Consider the following 16,643-nt stretch of genomic DNA (forward strand, 5'->3'; position numbering starts at 1 on the left):
CCATGTCCGGGGCCGTTGATGAGTCTCTGAACCGCGCCAGACGCCGACAGGCCCTGGTGCGGGCCGTCTGGCGATGGCACTTTTACGCGGGCCTGTTCTGCATCCCGTTCATCATCATATTGTCGATCACTGGTTCTCTCTATCTGTTCAAACCCCAGATCGAAAGCGCCATAGACCGGCCATATGATGCTCTATCTTTTACCGGGCCGGTGAAATCCATCACCGAGCAGGTGTCGGCGGCCACGGCGGCCCATCCGGGGGCAAAACTGTCGGCGGTTGAGGTGCGACAAAACCCTCAGGACGCGACGCGGGTTGTGCTTACGGAGAACGGCGAAAAGCTGAGACTGTACGTTCACCCTCAGACCCTCGCCATCCTCAAGTCCGTTCCCGAAGAACAGCGCTTCATGGCGCAGGTGAAAAACATTCACGGGGAACTGCTGTCCGGAAAGGTCGGCGAGATTATCGTGGAACTGGCCGCCTGCTGGGCCATCGTCATGATCCTCACGGGGCTCTATCTGTGGTGGCCGCGTCAGGCCGCAGGCCTTGCGGGTGTCCTTTATCCGCGAACAAGTGGGAACAAGCGCTTGTTCTGGCGAGACCTTCACGCCATCACTGGGATCTATGTCTCATTCTTTGCCTTGTTTCTGTTGCTGTCAGGGCTTCCGTGGACCTCTGTTTGGGGCGACGCCTTCAAACAGGTGCGCGCCATCACCCATACGGCGGCGGTCAAACAGGACTGGAGTTCGGGGCGCGCCGCCGACCGCAGCACGGAGCGCGCGGAAACCGGCACTTCAGAGCACGCCGACCACGAGGCGGGCCAAGGCGAGCATGCTGGTCATAAAGCCCATGCGGTTGGTCCGGCCATGGTGTCACTTGATAGCATGTACGCCAGTGTAAGGGCGCTCGACCTCCCGGAACCCGTCACGATCAATGCGCCGTCGAAGAAGGTCAAAGACTGGACCGCGCAATCCAATACGCAGAATCGCCCGCTCAGGGTGACTCTGAAGCTTGACCCCCAGTCCGGACAGGTTTTAAGCCGCGAGACCTTTGCGCAAAAGCATCCTATTGATCAGGTCGTCGGATACATGATTGCGGCCCATGAAGGGCACCTGTTCGGCTGGCTAAATCAGGCTCTGGGTGTGTTTACGGCCCTGTCTCTGATCACCCTGTGCGTCAGTAGCGTAATCATGTGGCTGAAACGTCGTCCGGCGGGTAAGCTCGGTGCGCCTGAACCGGCCGCGAGTACGCCCGCGGGGATTGGCCTAGGTACTCTGATCATCGCCTTAGGAGTTTTCCTGCCGGTTCTGGGCATCAGTCTGCTTGTCGTGGGCGCGCTTGAATTCCTGCTCCTGAGGCATTTGCCTGGCGTCAGGACTTGGCTCGGGCTCCGAGCGGCTTAGGAACCGGGTAATTGACCGATGCTGAGAAATCGGCGCCCGCTCTAGGGGACAATTGTCACGACAACGCGTTTGTAGCGCGTAAGCGCCGGTGTTCCTTTATCCGTCACCTTGAGAATAAAGTGTGCTGTCTCCGGACTGTTCACAACAGGCGCGTTGATATTTACGCGGTAAAGGTTTTCGGCACTCCCGATCGGAATAGGGTGTTTAAGGGTGCCGGCTTCGGGATAGTTCATCCACAGGTAGCTGAGGCTGTCCCCGTCAGGGTCTGTGGTGCCCGCAGCGCTCAGCGAGAAGCCTGTTCCAGATTTGACGGTCAGCCTGTCGCTATGGCCGAGCGCGGGAACGGGTGGGTGGTTCGCCTCAGAATAGGATTTGGTTGTCCAGTCCATGCGGGCGGCGAAGTCAATTTGGAAGTCTTTGCGCCAACGCCAGATCGTCGTGCGAAAGCCTCTGGCCAGTTTTTCGGAGGCTTTGACGTTGCGACCATAATCATTGGCACTGTAGGGTGCGACGCTATCCGTTGCGTTTGTCCAGATGGGGCGTGGTTCGGTTTCAACGGGAACACCGCCGGTAAAACCTGTCGGATCAATCGCCGAAAACTCGGGGGTATAAAGGGTGTAGCGCCCGCCCCAGCCGCCCCAGTCCGGTCGTTCCGGTGCGTTCAGTCCGTTCGAAATTAGGGACAGGAACGTTGGGGTGTCACCCTCAACACCATAGCCGACATCCGGATAAGCGGCCCCCAGGGGGCCATGACCTTGCTGTATGTTCTCAGCGATCCACGCATTGCTGATCTCTGAATTGTCAAATCCGGGTTCAACAGTGTTGATCCCACCCCAGGTGGCATTACCGTACCCCCCCGGACTGACAATATAAAACAGGTCCGGAAAGGTCTTGCGTATCCATATACCGGTGTCGTCCTGATCGGAGATTGTGTAGACGCGCAACCTGCTTATCAGTCGCTTCACCTCTTCGGGCGTATGAGTAGCCTTAATCTTATAGAGGGCTTGCGCGAGCGTATTCGCACCGCCCCAGACGGCAACCCACAAAGGTCGTTTATCCTCTTTTTCAAGAGCCCGGATAATCCACTCAGAGCCCGCAGAGTCTTTTCCGCTTCCGACCCCGGTCATCCCATAGACTGGGAGGCCCTCGGATACGAGGGCGTGCAGGGCGGCCGCTTTAGGGAAACCGGGCTCATGCTTTAAAAGGTTCGGTTGAACCTTGCTGTAGGCGTTTAAAATGGCATGTATGGAAGCAGGCGAGACCAGCGCTTTCTGGTGGACAGAAGTGGTCGCCACCAACCCTTCGATATCTATCTGGTTGGCGTAAAGGAGAAGCCTTACAATCGATTGAGAGTCGTCAGGGTCAGCTTCAATATCAGTCAGAGGGTATAACGCCATCTGTATCGACGCGCGCAAGCTCCGCGCACTTACCAAAACCATGCCTATCAAGACTGACCGCAATGACGCGAAGGCTATAGCAAGCTGCATGCGTGTAGGCTGGTACTCGGTCGTTCACGTTAAGAGCGATGAAAGTCAGGAACTTCGTATGTTATTGGCCAACCGGCGGACGCTTCAGATTTAGCAGATCGATCTTGAGAACGAAATCCGCGGTACGCTCAAGGTCTTTGGCCTGAAGATCCTCGGTCGCGTCACGGCGGGGCCATTCGAAGGGAAGGTGCTCGATTTAGTCGAAGGCTTGCCGCGGATTGAAGCTATGGTACGTCCCATGCTGATCGCCCGAGCGGCTTTGCGCGACCAATGTGCAGTTCTCCAGAAGATGCTGCTGGAAATCGTCCGGCGCAATGAGGTTTGCAAGCGGCTTATGACCGTGCCGGGTGTCGGCGCTATTACCGCTATCACGTACTTCACGACCATAGATGATCCTGACCGCTTCAGTCGATCCCGTGATGTTGGGCCGCACCTGGGTCTTGTGCCGAAGAAGTATGCCTCTGGCGAAACGGACCGCAATAGTGGCATCTCCAAGAGCGGGGACGCAAACATGCGGACCGTTCTCTATCAGGCGGCGCTCGCGCTACTGACGCGTTCAATGAAGCATTCAGCGCTCCGAAGCTGGGGGCTGGCCGTGGCCAAGCGGCGCGGGCTGCGACGCGCAATCATCGCTGTCGCACGTAAACTCGCCATCGTCATGCACCGCATCTGGGCGGACGGGACTACTTTCCGCTTCTCGAAGGCAGATGACGTCGAGGTTACGGCCGCATGACGTAGGTTGATCGGCTGATCTGGATTTAAAGTTTCGCCTGCTGGCGAAAGGATGTCCGCAAGGACCAGGTTGAAGAGATTGCGTTGTAATCTGTGTGCACCGAGCACGCCGAATAGATGGCAACCTTCGACTGTCGGACCACCATCTGGAAGCAGCTTTGCGCTGACTTCGTAGACAAGAGCGAGCCTCGCGGGCTGAACCTTAACCGGCATGACAGCGGGTTGACATAATATCCATATATCATGTAAGCATGATGTATGGATAAGAAGCGAACCCTTGAAGCTCTGGCTGCCCTCAGCCAGGAGACTCGGCTGGACGCCTTCCGCCTGCTCATACAGGTGGGGGCCGAAGGCTTGCCTGCGGGGGAGATCGGTGACCGTTTAAGCGTCAAGCAGAACACGATGTCGGCCAACTTGTCGGTCCTTGCGCAAGCGGGGCTGATCCGCAGTGTACGGGAGGGGCGCAGCATCCGCTACTTCGCCGACTTCGACGGCATGCAAGGTTTGTTGAGCTATCTCCTGGAGAACTGCTGTGGGGGAGACCCCGAGCAATGCCAGCCGTTTATTGCCAAACTTGGCCGGTGCTGCTGATTATGGCCTCGCTGTCCCGAAACTTAGCGTCTGAAGCCTTGGGTACGGCGTTGCTACTGGCAATCGTCGTCGGGTCCGGCATCATGGGCGAGACATTGGCGGGCGGTAACGCCGCCATCGCCTTACTGGGCAATACACTGGCGACGGGGGCGGGCCTTGTCGTGCTGATTACGGTCTTCGGCCCTATATCGGGGGCGCACTTCAATCCCCTTGTCACACTGGCCTTCGCCGCTCGCCGTGAGATCGGCGCGGCGCAGGCGCTGGGCTACATTGTGGCACAGGTGTCCGGTGCTGTGGCGGGTGTTCTCAGCGCGCACGCCATGTTCGGACAGACGGTATGGCAGGTGTCGTATAAGCTTCGAGATGGCCCAGCACTGATCTTTGCGGAAGGTGTTGCCACGTTTGGGCTAATCGCAACGATCTTCGGTTGCCTACGCTTCCGGCCCGGCTTTATTCCGGTCGCCGTCGGTCTCTACATCACGTCAGCCTACTGGTTTACGGCATCGACCTCGTTTGCCAACCCGGCTGTCACACTGGCGCGCAGCCTGTCCGACTCCTTTGCGGGTATCGCGCCGCACTCCGTGCCGGGCTTCATCGTCGGTCAGTGCCTGGGTGCGCTGGCAGGCGTCGTTGTGTTCGGCTGGCTGCTGGATACCCCGCCGATCAACCCTCAATCCACCGAGGCCGAAACATGACCGTCACCATCTACCACAACCCTGACTGCGGTACGTCACGCAACGTTCTCGCTGTGATCGAGGCCGCCGGATATCAACCCGATGTCGTCGAGTATCTGCAAACAGGCTGGCATTCCGACCACCTGTCTAAACTGCTGGCCGATGCAGGCCTGTCGCCACGTCAGGCCCTGCGGGAGACTAAGTCGCCGGCCAGAGACCTTGGGCTATTGGAGCCCGGTGTTAGCGATGATGTGATCTTCGAGGCGATGCTGACGACACCAATCCTGGTCAATCGGCCGATCGTGGTTACGCCAAAGGGCACAAGGCTTTGCCGCCCCTCCGAGTTCGTTCTGGACCTGCTGGAAAACTGGCCGGCAGGACCGTTCCAAAAGGAAGACGGAGAACTGATGATCGATGCGGAGGGCCAGCGTGTCTGAGGACCTGCCCAACATCAGCCCGGCCTGCTTCCGGCCGACGGACCTGCAAGCGCTGGTGCCGGCGAGGCGTTCGGCGCATCCGCCGCGCATTCTACTGCTTTACGGCTCTGTACGTCAGCGGTCGTTCAGCCGTCTGGCGACGTTTGAAGCTGAACGCATACTCCAGGCGCTGGGATGCGAGACGCGAGTCTACAATCCTTCGGGCTTACCCTTACCCGATGACGCAGACCCGTCGCATCCTAAGGTGCAGGAACTTCGCGAGCTGGTGCAGTGGTCGGAAGGCATGGTTTGGTGCTCGCCCGAACGCCACGGCGCCATGACCGGCATCATGAAGTCCCAGATTGACTGGATTCCACTATCGCTGGGATCGGTGCGCCCGACCCAAGGCAAAACACTGGCAGTAATGCAAGTGTCTGGCGGGTCTCAGTCCTACAACGCCGTCAATCAGCTCCGCGTGCTTGGTCGCTGGATGCGACTGATTACCATCCCGAACCAGTCGTCTGTGGCCAAGGCGTATCAGGAGTTCGATGAGAGCGACCGCATGAAGCCGTCGGTCTATTACGACCGCATCGTCGATGTGATGGAAGAACTGGTGAAGTTCACCCTGCTGACGCGCGACGCGGCCGACTACCTTGTGGACCGATACTCAGAGCGCAAGGAAAGTGCGGAAGCCGCAAGCCAGCGCGTCAATCTGGCGTCTATCTGAAGTCAGAAAAGCTCCGCCTGCGGTGGCAGTGCTTCAGCGATCTGATCCTCGTTCACGTCATCCTTCTTCGGACCCGTCTTGACGACGGTCAGGCTCCCATCGGGCAGCGGACGTTGCAGATGCTGGGCCTCGGCCCATGGGGCATGCAACCAGATATCAAGTTCCTCGTCCGTGGTCAGGATGGCGGGCATGGCCTTGGGGTGCACGGCCTTGACCTCCGCATTGGCATCTGTGGTCAGGAAGGCAAAAAGATTGTTGGTGCTCTCGCCTTCCTTCACCTTCCGAACTGACGTCCACTGCGGCACCCAGACGCCGGCGAAGAAGGCTTGAGGTCGGGTGTCGTCGAAGGCGAACCAGGTGTTGACCTTGGAGCCATCTGCCTGGTTCGGTTCGCAAAAACTGGTGAAGGGGACGAGGCACCGATTGTCTGTGTCCAGCCAGCGGCGCCAATGGGGCGAAGCGGTGTTGCGGACGTTGGTGACGCCGCCGTCCGCGTTTTTACCTTGAAGCGCGAAGGCCGGCGAGGGCAGACCCCACCGTGCCATCACCAGCTCGCGGCCGCCGGTGCCATTGCGAACAACGGGAGCCATATAATCCGGGAAGATGCCTGGTAGGTAAGGCAGGTTGCCAGTCTTATCGATCATTGCCTTCGCTGCGGCTCGAATGCCTTCAGCTGCCTTGGTCTGGCTATATAAGTTGCACACGTGCGCCTCCCTATCGGGCGATCATCTCCGAAGATCAATGTGTGCGCAAGCCGAGCATTAATGCGTCGAAAACCGGTCGCTTGGGGGTGTGGAAAAGGGGCTTGTCGGTTGGATCGCAATCAGACAAGAGATTACACATCGGTCGTTATTCCTGTGGGCCGTTCAATGAAACCCGATATCGGCATCTTGCCAAGGGTTTTGCCGGCGTGGCACCTCACCGCTCTCACTATAAGATCGGAAGGATGATATGAGCCTCAACCCCGAAGGCTTGCACCTCTATCATGACTGTCTGGTCGCGATGATCAACACCTTGCGAGACCTGCCGCAACCACTCGTCAAAGGTCGCGCCTGTGCGCTCGGCACCCTGACCTCTATGCAGCGCCGCATCGAAAAGCTGATCAGAGACTGGGAGACGCGGGCCATGACCGAGGTCGATAGAAAGGACGTCTCGCGCGATGGCGCGATCCTGCACATGCTGCGCGATGACAAATGGGTCTATGGCGATTTTGACGGTATCGCGTTTAATCTGCCGCAGGCAGGCGACGGCCTGACCTTTGTTGAGGCTATGACGACGCTCGAAGCAGTCCAGTCATCCGCCGTTTCGAGTTAGCGAACCTGAAAATCGCTGGACGGTAATGAAACCCTGCCGATAAATGAGCAAATGCAAATGGAGCCCGTCATGACCCCGAGATCTACCCCTTGGCTGCTAAGCGGCCTGTTTAGCCTTGTCGTCGCGGGCGGCGCTGCCGCGCAGACGGCCGACCCGCGCCTGACCGTAATGACCTACAACGTCGAGAATTTCTTTGACGCCGAAGACGATCCCCGGATGCCTAATGGCTCGAGCAACGAGGTTGTAAATACGCCGGCATGGGTGTCGGCCAAGGCCACAAACGTCGCGCGCGTCATCGAGCGCTTTGACTTCGGGCGAGGCCCGGACGTGCTCGTTCTGACCGAGGTGGAAAGCCAGGCGAGCCTTGAGGCGATCAAAGGCGCACTGAATAACACCGGTGCCGCCTATGTGACGGCGGTGCTATTGGATGCTGATCCGAACCGTCCAGCCCCGAAGCCCGATCAGCGCGGGATCAAGGTTGCACTTCTGTCCAAACTGCCTCTGGCCAATGGCTTTACGCCTAAGTCCTTCCCGGTGGATCTGACCAGGACGTCGGACTGCAAAAGCCGCGATGGTTCAGCCGGTACGACCCGCGATCTTCTGCAGGTCGATCTTGCTCTGCCCGACGGCAAGACCCTGACGATCTTTGGCGGACATCTGCCGTCGGGCGGCAATCCACGCATTTGCCGTGAAATCGCGGCGCAGACGATAGCGACACTGGCCACTAAGCTTCCGCAGAGCCACGTTATCCTTGCGGCTGGTGACTTCAATTTTAACTGCGCGCCGGACGAACGCAAAGGGCTTGCGGCCGCCTTCACCGGCTGGGTGTTACCAGCTCAGCTTGATAATGCCTGCCGGGGGAACGGCAGCCAGTTCTATGGCCGCGAAAAGACCTGGTCCTATCTCGACGTCATCACCCAGAAAGCCAGCGGGGCGAGCCAGGCCTGGGCGATTGACCCGAAAAGCTTCCGCACGGTTCTGACCGACAATGAACAATTGCAGTGGGACGATCGCGATCAGGTCATGCGACCGAAGGCCTTCCGCTTCAATGCCGAGACCGGCAAAGGGTCTGGCACCTCTGACCATTGGCCGATTGCCATTGATCTTGTTCGGGGAGGGAAGTGATGACCGAAACCACACTGCTTGCGTTTCTGGCAGGGCTTATTGCGGGCGCGGTCCTGACCTACCTGATCGGCGTAAAGAGGCGCGACGCGCCTGCCGAGGCCCTGCGCAACCCCTCTAAGTATAAGCGCGCTGACCCGGAGGTTGCGCGTACGCTCGATGAGCATGATCGCGACCTGGCCGCAACGGATCCGCGTTGGGTCGAAGGCGAGGTGGGCGAGCTTGCCACCTTCACCTACGCCGATCGCGACGGGGTAGTCACCGAGCGTCGCGTGTCCAACTGGCGCAGCCTTGGTGCCTACATCGAAGGCGTCTGCGTTAATCGCCAGGAAGAACGTACGTTTCGCAAGGATCGCATCACCGGCTGGTCTGTGCAGCCCTAATCTGAGGTGCAGGGCGTAAGCGTGAGGCCGTTTTATCTTACAGTGGAATGGCAAAACCAAACCAGTCGGCATGCGCAAGCAGGTCATAGTGTTTGGCCCCTCTGCCGTGTGTATGATGACGATCATCAGGGATGATCGTCAGTCCGCAAAACACGTTCAGCGACAGATCGCGGGGCGGCGCCGGGCCTTGCGTTCGCTTCCAGCTGTGTCAGCACTGTCTTCAGCAGGGCGGGAAACGGGGGCGTGCGCAGCAAGGTCCGGCGACGGAGGCAAGGGCCTCACAAGATTTTCTGGCACGCTTCCATTCGTGGCGTTATCCGCAATCTATTCGTTTTGACCAAAGGGCCGTGCGAAGATAAACGCTGCCCCTGACCGGTCAATTGCATGAGGCACGAATCTCTGCTGTAAAGCAGGGGTTCGCAGTATTGTTTAGGGCGCGGTTTTTGCAGAGGGTGGTGGTGAAGACGGCAAAACCGACGATTGACGACGTAGCGGCCCTGTCTGGCGTCGCACGCACCACGGTTTCGCGGGTCCTCAATAACGGCCCCAATGTCCGCCCGGAGGTCCGGGCGCGTGTGCTGGAGGCGGTTGAAAAGCTTCAGTACAAAGTCAATGCTCAGGCGCGTTTTCTGGCGGGGGGGCGGTCGCAACTGCTGGCCCTCCTCCATGCGTCTGACCTCGATGCGGAGCCCAACTCCTACTATTATTCCGGTTTGGAACTTGGCGCGCTCAGAGCTTGTGCGCCAGCGGGTTTTCAACTTCTCATGCATGCGGTCAACCAGCACAGTCTTGATCGGACTCAAAAAATTTGCGCCTTTCTGGCCTCCCGCCGCTGTGACGGCGTTATCCTGACTCCCCCGTATTCTGATGATCCGGTTTTGCACGAAGCCCTTCTGCGTCTGAACATTGCGCACGTGGCCGTCTCACCCGGAGACAATCTGAGAACGCAAGTTGCAGGGGTAGGTATGGATGATGAGGTCGCCGGTTACGAAATCACCCGCTACCTGTTGGGGCTTGGCCATCGGCGCTTTGCCTTCCTTCAGGGATTGGAAAGTCACGCCTCTGCCGAAAGTCGTTTTGCCGGATACAGACGCGCCCTGATCGAAGCAGGGCTATCAGCTGAGGCTATGGCGACCGCACGGGGGAATTTCACTTTCCGCTCAGGTGCGGATCAGTCGATTGGGTTGCTTAAGGCCCCAGATCGCCCAACGGCGCTGATATGCGCCAATGACGATATGGCCACTGGAGCCCTGTTTGCGGCGCATCGCATGGGCCTGACCCTACCGGCCGACCTGTCTGTGGTGGGGTTTGATGATACGCCCGTTTCGGAAGTGGTCTGGCCGCCCCTGACGACTATCCATCAGCCGATCCGCCAAATCGGTGCACGTGCCGTCGAAAAGCTGATCGACGTATTGAACGGCACTGAAAGCAACGAATCCGGTTTTGAAGTGGTGCCGCATCGACTCATCGTGCGCGAGTCTGCAGCGCCGGTTTGAACCTTCGTCCGTTAAGAGGGGTAATGATTGATCGCGCTTTCATCCTCCGAGGTGACTTTCCTGCCGAAATCCAAGGCTAAAGTCAGGCGAGCAGCCAATTATTCGACTAAACGGCCTAACCGCGCACGGACTCGCACTGAGAGTAAATATAGTTTTTGGGGGAGCGCATGGGTGTGCGGGAGTTAGATTTCCTTTTAATCATTTAAATTCAAATACATGTATTCAATTTTCTCCACCGTGCTCCGCAAAATACGGCGTACGCCAGGGCCCCAAGCCGTGGTGTAGAAAACGTGCATGAGGAACGCGGAGCGATACTAGGGCGTTGTGCTCATTCCGCGGGAAAGGGTCCGGGAGGACAGCCATCAGCCTTACACGGCAGTGTGTCGTCCCACCAGATCAGACGCACTACCCAGTCGCCGGGTTCGATGCGAGGGTCGGTCGCTAAGGAGAGGACCTGTCCGGCATGGGGGGCGTTGATCGTTGTCACTACTTCCCCGAAAGGGTTATGGAGGGTGAATAGGGGCTGCCCGGCCGTGACCATGTCGCCCAGCTTGACCTTCAGGCGCGCCCAGCCGCCTTTGGGCGATTTCACATTACCAATCGCGTTGCCGACGAAGGGCTTGCCCGGTGCCTCGGCTTTGCCCACCAGCATGCCGCGCATAATCATCAAATTGCGCAGGCCCGACAGCGCGCGCGCGATCATCACTTCATCGAAGGTTTCGGGCGCGCCCAGTTCGTAGGTCACCGCAGGTACGCCAATGGCGTTAAGCATATTCTCAACAGCCCCGTCGACGCCTGGATCCATGTTGATGACATCGGGTTTCAGCGCGTCGGCGATCTTTCGTGCCTCGTGAGTTTGGGCGAAGATATATGCCGGATACGTGGTCCCCCGCGACTGGGTATGGAGGTCAACGGCGAAGTCGGCATTGCCGACAAACAGCTTGGTCCAGATTCGATGATCATAGCGCATTGCCGGACTGCCGTTCGCTTCATCGGGATGGGGCACATTGGGCATGAGGCGATTGAGATTGTCCCCGCCGGTGCCAATCACGTCTGACGTAAACCCGCGTGTGGAATGCTGGAGGCCGGGCGTATTCAACCCCGGAATGGCGACGATGGTGCCGCTGAGACTGTCCGGGCTCAGGGTTTCGGCGAGCGTATGGATTACCGCAATGCCGTTCAGTTCGTCGCCGTGGATGCCCGCCGTGATCAGCAGTTTCGGTCCTGGCTTCGCGCCTTTGATCACAACGATCGGAATGTACCAGCCCTGACCGATCGAGGTGTCGAGCACGCGAAACCACAACCGGGTTTTGCCAGCGGGTAGGTCCGCGACGTCGAGTCCGCCGACAACCTTGACGCCGTCAATCCGGTCGCCGGTATAGGTCGTGGCGGCCAAAAGCGGTGTGGCCAGCGTAAGTAGGGCGACGGTGGCGAGGCTAAAAAGACGTGTGCGCATGCGGGCAATCCAGACGGGTCCGGCGCCTACCTTAACCTTGCTCCTTTACGGTGTCCATTGGCCGCATATGGCATCAATGCACCTTAACCCCAACGCTAAATTCGCATGGTAGATATTTCAAACACGGTTGTGCAAGCCGTGTCCTTGCGTGATGGGCATATCATCTATGTCGGCAATGATGTGGGGGCCAAGGGGTAGCTCAATTTAGCCTCCGAACGCTTGAGCGGCCTTAGGTTCTAAGGTGATCCACTGCGATGACGAATGGTGAGGCGTCAGACCTTTGGCGCGGGCTTTGAAACGGGCGTTTTGGTACAAGCTTAGGCTTTTTGCGTTGCCAGAACCTGCGTGCCTGCAAGGATGATTCCCGGCAGGACCCCGATGACCGACAAAAAGACGGGCAGGCCCGGGAGGGTCAATACAGGCCACAGGAGCGGCGTCAGGAAAACGCTGCCGCCAAGTATAGCCATAGCGACTGTCAGATATAGAGCAACCTGTCGGCGAAAGCGGCGGTGCTCGACGGCTTCGAGAACGCGCAGTTCGAAGGCCAGATCGCGGGCGGGCACCTTCGTGGGAGTGAACAACAGACGCAAAGGATCGCTCATGGCTCTACTCCCAGAAGTTCACACAGTCGGGCGCGCCCGCGCTGACTATGCGATTTTATCGTGCCAAGGGGAAGCCCCAGAATCCGGGCGGCTTCGACGTGGCTATAGTCTTCGGCCACGCATAGCGAAATGACTGCTCGCATATCGAGTGGCAGGGATTGCATGGCCTTTTCGAGGCTGATGCGTGTTTCGTGCGTGGGCGTTTCCGCATCGCGACGCAGCGACAGCCACGCCCCGTCGCGGCTTTGGGCGCGCCGGACCCGGCGACGGTCATTCTGCGCCTTTTTCCACGCTATGCCGCATACAAAGGTGCGAAACGACACGCCGGGCTTCAGGCGGTCGATATGCTCCCAGGCGGTGACGAAGGCCTCCTGCGCCAGATCGTCGGCGTCAGCTGGATTGGCGGCCAGCCGCCGCAGAAACAGCCGCACCGCCTGCTGATGCTCTGACACCAGAACGGCGAAGGCTGCCTCTGATCCGTTGCGGGCCTGTGCGTGGCGGCGTTGCGTCACGCTTAGTTCTTCCGTATTGACTTGGCGATCAGGATGATGAGCGAAACGAGAGCAGCAGGGGCAAAGCCCAACCCCAGCGCGAAATAGACGTCGCTGCCCTGCTTCCAGCCCACATAACCAAAGGCCAGGGCGAAGGCGGAGAAGATGCAGACCATAGACACAAGACCACTGTTGGCCTTCTGGCCCGTCTTGTCCATGCCATCGTCACCGTTTAACCCGTCGAGCAGCGAGGCCGGTGGCTCCTTGCCTTGCTCAAGATACTGACGGATCAGCCCGATGCGATCCTGTCGGGCCTTGTGACCCATATACATACCAAAAATGCCCATTCCCATGCCAAAAATGGGGAAAAGCAGCCACCAGTATTGCGCAAAAAGGGTTTCCATTCGTTGTCTCCGGTTGCGTTGGTTCCCCTGACGCGAAGGCTGGCAGGGTAAAGCGGGGCAGAGTATGAATCTTGGTATCGACACCCCGTCTCGTCTCTTAATGTCCGCCGCGAGGGGGTATGGATGCAGGCTGGTCAAAATTTTCTCATAGAGTACGCCAAATACTCCCGCGTATCGAAAGTTTATGCGTGCATACCTATCCTGAGAGAGCCGCAAAAGGTCGTTGATCCAGATCCACCTGCAACGGTCACACTGCGGCCCGAAGGCCCTGGTCTCTCTACGGGGCCTTCGTGCTATTAAAGGCGTCTCCCTATCGCCCCTTTATACGCTTCAGTCTAACCTGGCTTTATCGCATCGGGCGGCAGGGCACAGCCTTTCTGGTCGTTGGGGTATAAAGGCTCCGGGGAGAGAGACCGGAGCCTTTTTTCTTGGCCTGTTTCTTGATTGATGCGCCCTCCTGACGGCTTGTCAGCCGCCCCAAAACGCCTCACTGTGCTGCGTATACCAGCAAGACGAGAGGATCTTATGGCGTTTCGTGACCTGTCCGGCGCGGTCGATTTCGCCCATCTTGAGGCTTACACACTAAACGATGCGACAGTTATCGAAGAGGTGCTGCATTTGTTTCAGCAGCAGGCCGAACTGTGGGCGCCGCTGCTCGATGTCGGCCATCCCGGCTGGCGCGACGCAGCCCATACACTGAAAGGTGCAGCCGCCGGGATTGGGGCGAATGCCCTGTCGGTGGCTGCCGAAACGGCAGAACGCGGTGATGAGGGCGGGGCGCAGAGCCGTCTGGAAAAGGTCCGCGATGCGCTTGATGCTGTCCTGATGGATGTGGCCGCCTATCTGCATGGACTGGAGCTAAACCGTCTCAAGAGCTGAAATCGCTTGTCGGGGCGGGTCCTGGCCGCTAAATGCGCCGCAAACCCCTGAAAAGGCCACAACGATGAGCGACGAACTCCATATCTTGTGCACGGACCGCGACGGCGTGCAGCACACCCTGCCGGCGATCGAGGGCTGGCGCATCATGGAGATCATCCGCGACAACGGTTTGCCCATCAAAGCCGAATGCGGCGGCGCGCTGGAGTGCGCTACCTGCCACGTCTATGTCGGCGCGGACTGGCTGCCCAAGCTGATCGGGAAGTCAGATGAGGAAGAGGAAAAGTTGGACGAAGCCTTTCTGGTGAAGCGCAATTCGCGTCTGTCGTGCCAGATCCTGATGCGCGACGATCTCAACGGCCTTGAGGTCACACTGGCGCCGGAGGGATAACGCTGGTCGGCTAAGCGCAACTGGCGTTGGCGGGGCAAATAGGCTATTCGAAAGGGTAAATGACCCGTTCTAAAAGGTTCGGCCCCATGTGTAAGACACTTCGTTCGCTGCTGATCACCGGTGTGGCCCTGCTATCGGCCGGTTCTGCCCTTGCCTGGGGCCCAACCGGCCACCGCATCGTCGGAGAAGAGGCCGCGCGCGCGCTTCCGGCCTATATGCCGGAGTTTCTGCGCAGCGCTCAGGGTGTGGGCGATATAGGCTTCTATTCCAACGAACCCGACGCCTGGAAGGGCGCAGGAAAAGTGCACGATTTCGAGCGTGATTCCGCGCACTTTATCGACCTCGACGACGACGGCAAGACTTTAGCCGGGGTGCGCCTACAGGAGGTGCCGCAGTCGCGTTCGGACTTCGACGCCCTGCTGCGCTCGAAGAACGTCATGCCGTGGAAGTCCGGCTATCTTAATTATGCGCTTATCGATGCCTGGCAACAGGTGGTGAAGGATTTCGCCTATTGGCGGGGCATGACCTATTTGGAGGCGCACGAAAGCGACCCCAAGCGCAAGGCGTGGCTGAAAGAGGCGATCCGCCGCCGCGAAGCGCTGACGCTGCGCGATATCGGTATCCTCTCGCACTATGTCGGCGACTCGTCCCAGCCCCTGCACCTATCGATCCATTATAACGGCTGGGGCAAGGAATACCCGAATCCGCAGACCTTTACCCTGGAGCCGATCCACGGCCCGCTGGAAAGCGCCTTCGTCAGCGCCAATATCAATAATGAAGACGTTCGCGCCGCCATGTTGGCCAGCGAGCCTTGCACACTTGCAGTCGAGCGCTGCTTCGATGCCAAGCTGGAGCGCAACTGGAAATACGTGACCCCGCTATATGAGCTTTATAAGGCCGGTGGGTTTAGTGAGGGCGATGCGCGCGGCAAGAGCTTTATGGTAGGACGTCTGGGGCAGGGGGCTTCGGACCTGCGCGATGTCCTTCTCGACGCGTGGCGCGAGTCCAAAACCATGGGCTTTGGCTACCCGGCAGTGACCTATGAAGACGTGGTGGCGGGTCGCGGCGATGCGTGGAAGGCTCTGCGCGGCGAAGACGACAACTGATGCCGCTGCCCGCGCTGAATGCCTACGGGACGAAGGTGGCGGGCCTGACCTATTTGGCTCGCAGCGCCGCCTATGCGCTGATCGTGCGTGACCAGCGTCTGGCCTTAATGCGACAGGGAGATAAGTTAGACCTGCCTGGCGGTGGCATTGAGGCGGGCGAAACACCGGAGGAGGCCGTTGTCCGCGAATGTCGAGAAGAGGCGGGCTTTGAGGTCACTGTCGGAGGTTTTGTGGGTGAGGTCTTGCAGTATTTTATCAATACGGATGGCAAGCCCTACGCCAATCATGCGCGCATCTATCTGGCCGACATCGTGGCGGAACGTCTCGACACCAAGATCGAGGCGGACCACGAAACCGAGTGGCTGACGCCCGTTGACGCTTTGCTGGCGCTGGAAAAGGATGGCTACGCCGCCGTCCTATTACAGGCGCTGCGCAACCACGTTATCGACGCAGGATGAACTCAAGGTCGGTGGTTCCGCCGACCTTGAAACCGTATTCGCCGACGCGAGTAAACCCGTAGCCTTCATAGAGTTTCTGGGCGCGATAATTCTCGCTCCATACACCGATCCATTGTGGCGCATCGCCATAGCGTGCCTTGAGAAAGGCGAGCCCCAGCTCCAGCAACTGCTTGCCGAGACCAGAGCCCTGCGCCTCCCGATGGACGTAGAGACGCTTGATCTCCCCCTGGGTTTGTGGGTCGGCTTCCGGGTGTGGCAGGCCGACGGGACCGGCCTGAATATAGGCGATAGCGCGGCCTCGGTTATCGCGCACCAGCCGCCAGAACTGATCCTTCCCTTGCGTCTCCTCGCCCAGTACCGGCGGCGCGTAGGCTTTGTCGAGATAGGCCGAGAGGTCTCCGGCGGGATAGAGGTGGCCGAAGGTATGGGTGAAGGTCTCGCGCCCCAGTCTGGACAGGTCGCTAAGGTCGGCGCTTTGAACGGGTTGAATCAGCATGGTGGCGATTATAGGCGGTGG

General features: G+C 59.0%; 22 protein-coding genes. 15 read left to right on the forward strand and 7 right to left on the reverse strand.

Going from position 1 to position 16,643, the window contains the following annotated elements:
* Positions 1–2 precede the first annotated feature (2 nt).
* Entirely contained in the window at positions 3–1,400 is a 1,398-nt protein-coding gene (locus ASTEX_RS05210) for a PepSY-associated TM helix domain-containing protein (RefSeq protein WP_013478564.1), read from the forward strand.
* Positions 1,401–1,441: 41 nt separating this feature from the next.
* On the opposite strand, the gene ASTEX_RS05215 is transcribed toward ASTEX_RS05210, so the two are convergent.
* Positions 1,442–2,815, reverse strand: a complete 1,374-nt coding sequence (locus tag ASTEX_RS05215) for a DUF1593 domain-containing protein (protein ID WP_342626493.1) — start codon at positions 2,813–2,815, stop codon at positions 1,442–1,444.
* A gap of 22 nt (positions 2,816–2,837) precedes the next feature.
* Here ASTEX_RS05215 and ASTEX_RS21050 point away from each other — a divergent pair, with 22 nt between their 5' ends.
* From ASTEX_RS21050 to arsH, 6 genes are all read left to right on the forward strand, one after another.
* Positions 2,838–2,981 carry an IS110 family transposase gene (locus tag ASTEX_RS21050; RefSeq protein ID WP_083805548.1) on the forward strand — a complete coding sequence of 48 codons (144 nt, stop codon included), beginning with the start codon at positions 2,838–2,840 and terminating at the stop codon, positions 2,979–2,981.
* Between the two features lie 21 nt (positions 2,982–3,002).
* Positions 3,003–3,620, forward strand: a complete 618-nt coding sequence (locus ASTEX_RS19220) for a transposase (RefSeq protein WP_280959869.1) — start codon at positions 3,003–3,005, stop codon at positions 3,618–3,620.
* Between the two features lie 257 nt (positions 3,621–3,877).
* On the forward strand, positions 3,878–4,210 hold the full coding sequence (locus ASTEX_RS05225) for an ArsR/SmtB family transcription factor (protein ID WP_013478565.1): 333 nt from the start codon (positions 3,878–3,880) through the stop codon (positions 4,208–4,210).
* 2 nt (positions 4,211–4,212) lie between these two features.
* Positions 4,213–4,905, forward strand: coding sequence for an MIP/aquaporin family protein (locus ASTEX_RS05230; protein WP_041658959.1), 693 nt, complete (start codon positions 4,213–4,215; stop codon positions 4,903–4,905).
* Positions 4,902–5,321: an arsenate reductase (glutaredoxin) gene (gene arsC / locus ASTEX_RS05235; RefSeq protein ID WP_013478567.1), complete on the forward strand. Its 420-nt coding sequence runs from the start codon at positions 4,902–4,904 to the stop codon at positions 5,319–5,321. Before ASTEX_RS05230 ends, arsC begins: the two co-directional genes overlap by 4 nt.
* On the forward strand, positions 5,299–6,027 hold the full coding sequence (gene arsH, locus ASTEX_RS05240) for an arsenical resistance protein ArsH (RefSeq protein WP_013478568.1): 729 nt from the start codon (positions 5,299–5,301) through the stop codon (positions 6,025–6,027). Before arsC ends, arsH begins: the two co-directional genes overlap by 23 nt.
* A gap of 2 nt (positions 6,028–6,029) precedes the next feature.
* Here the strand turns inward: arsH and ASTEX_RS05245 are convergent, their stop codons facing one another.
* Positions 6,030–6,731 carry an SOS response-associated peptidase gene (locus ASTEX_RS05245; protein WP_013478569.1) on the reverse strand — a complete coding sequence of 234 codons (702 nt, stop codon included), beginning with the start codon at positions 6,729–6,731 and terminating at the stop codon, positions 6,030–6,032.
* 247 nt (positions 6,732–6,978) lie between these two features.
* Here ASTEX_RS05245 and ASTEX_RS05250 point away from each other — a divergent pair, with 247 nt between their 5' ends.
* From ASTEX_RS05250 to ASTEX_RS05265, 4 genes are all read left to right on the forward strand, one after another.
* Positions 6,979–7,341 carry a hypothetical protein gene (locus ASTEX_RS05250; RefSeq protein WP_013478570.1) on the forward strand — a complete coding sequence of 121 codons (363 nt, stop codon included), beginning with the start codon at positions 6,979–6,981 and terminating at the stop codon, positions 7,339–7,341.
* 69 nt (positions 7,342–7,410) lie between these two features.
* Positions 7,411–8,466: an endonuclease/exonuclease/phosphatase family protein gene (locus tag ASTEX_RS05255; RefSeq protein WP_013478571.1), complete on the forward strand. Its 1,056-nt coding sequence runs from the start codon at positions 7,411–7,413 to the stop codon at positions 8,464–8,466.
* Positions 8,466–8,846, forward strand: a complete 381-nt coding sequence (locus tag ASTEX_RS05260; protein ID WP_013478572.1) for a hypothetical protein — start codon at positions 8,466–8,468, stop codon at positions 8,844–8,846. The genes ASTEX_RS05255 and ASTEX_RS05260 overlap by 1 nt, the downstream gene beginning before the upstream one ends.
* A gap of 458 nt (positions 8,847–9,304) precedes the next feature.
* The gene (locus tag ASTEX_RS05265; RefSeq protein WP_013478573.1) at positions 9,305–10,342 is read left to right on the forward strand and encodes a LacI family DNA-binding transcriptional regulator; all 1,038 of its coding nucleotides are present in this window, start codon (positions 9,305–9,307) and stop codon (positions 10,340–10,342) included.
* A 328-nt stretch (positions 10,343–10,670) separates the two neighbouring features.
* On the opposite strand, the gene ASTEX_RS05270 is transcribed toward ASTEX_RS05265, so the two are convergent.
* The 4 genes from ASTEX_RS05270 to ASTEX_RS05285 form a co-directional block, all read right to left on the reverse strand.
* Entirely contained in the window at positions 10,671–11,798 is a 1,128-nt protein-coding gene (locus tag ASTEX_RS05270) for a succinylglutamate desuccinylase/aspartoacylase family protein (protein ID WP_013478574.1), read from the reverse strand.
* Between the two features lie 317 nt (positions 11,799–12,115).
* Positions 12,116–12,400, reverse strand: coding sequence for a hypothetical protein (locus ASTEX_RS05275; RefSeq protein ID WP_013478575.1), 285 nt, complete (start codon positions 12,398–12,400; stop codon positions 12,116–12,118).
* Entirely contained in the window at positions 12,397–12,912 is a 516-nt protein-coding gene (locus tag ASTEX_RS05280; RefSeq protein ID WP_013478576.1) for an RNA polymerase sigma factor, read from the reverse strand. The genes ASTEX_RS05275 and ASTEX_RS05280 overlap by 4 nt, the downstream gene beginning before the upstream one ends.
* Positions 12,913–12,914: 2 nt before the next feature.
* Positions 12,915–13,295, reverse strand: coding sequence for a hypothetical protein (locus tag ASTEX_RS05285; RefSeq protein ID WP_013478577.1), 381 nt, complete (start codon positions 13,293–13,295; stop codon positions 12,915–12,917).
* A 525-nt stretch (positions 13,296–13,820) separates the two neighbouring features.
* On the opposite strand from ASTEX_RS05285, the gene ASTEX_RS05290 reads away from it, so the two are divergent.
* The 4 genes from ASTEX_RS05290 to ASTEX_RS05305 all read left to right on the forward strand — a co-directional run bounded on the left by ASTEX_RS05290 (position 13,821) and on the right by ASTEX_RS05305 (position 16,126).
* Positions 13,821–14,174 (forward strand): Hpt domain-containing protein, encoded by a 354-nt coding sequence (locus ASTEX_RS05290; RefSeq protein ID WP_013478578.1) that lies wholly within the window; start codon positions 13,821–13,823, stop codon positions 14,172–14,174.
* A gap of 64 nt (positions 14,175–14,238) precedes the next feature.
* A complete protein-coding gene (locus tag ASTEX_RS05295; RefSeq protein WP_013478579.1) occupies positions 14,239–14,562 on the forward strand; it encodes a 2Fe-2S iron-sulfur cluster-binding protein in 324 nt (107 codons plus the stop codon).
* An 86-nt stretch (positions 14,563–14,648) separates the two neighbouring features.
* On the forward strand, positions 14,649–15,668 hold the full coding sequence (locus tag ASTEX_RS05300; RefSeq protein WP_013478580.1) for a hypothetical protein: 1,020 nt from the start codon (positions 14,649–14,651) through the stop codon (positions 15,666–15,668).
* On the forward strand, positions 15,668–16,126 hold the full coding sequence (locus ASTEX_RS05305; RefSeq protein ID WP_013478581.1) for an NUDIX domain-containing protein: 459 nt from the start codon (positions 15,668–15,670) through the stop codon (positions 16,124–16,126). The genes ASTEX_RS05300 and ASTEX_RS05305 overlap by 1 nt, the downstream gene beginning before the upstream one ends.
* Here the strand turns inward: ASTEX_RS05305 and ASTEX_RS05310 are convergent.
* Positions 16,110–16,622 (reverse strand): GNAT family N-acetyltransferase, encoded by a 513-nt coding sequence (locus ASTEX_RS05310; protein WP_013478582.1) that lies wholly within the window; start codon positions 16,620–16,622, stop codon positions 16,110–16,112. The two genes, ASTEX_RS05305 and ASTEX_RS05310, sit on opposite strands and share 17 nt — an antisense overlap.
* Positions 16,623–16,643 lie beyond the last annotated feature (21 nt).

The sequence above is a fragment of the Asticcacaulis excentricus CB 48 genome (assembly GCF_000175215.2).
Lineage (GTDB): Bacteria > Pseudomonadota > Alphaproteobacteria > Caulobacterales > Caulobacteraceae > Asticcacaulis > Asticcacaulis excentricus.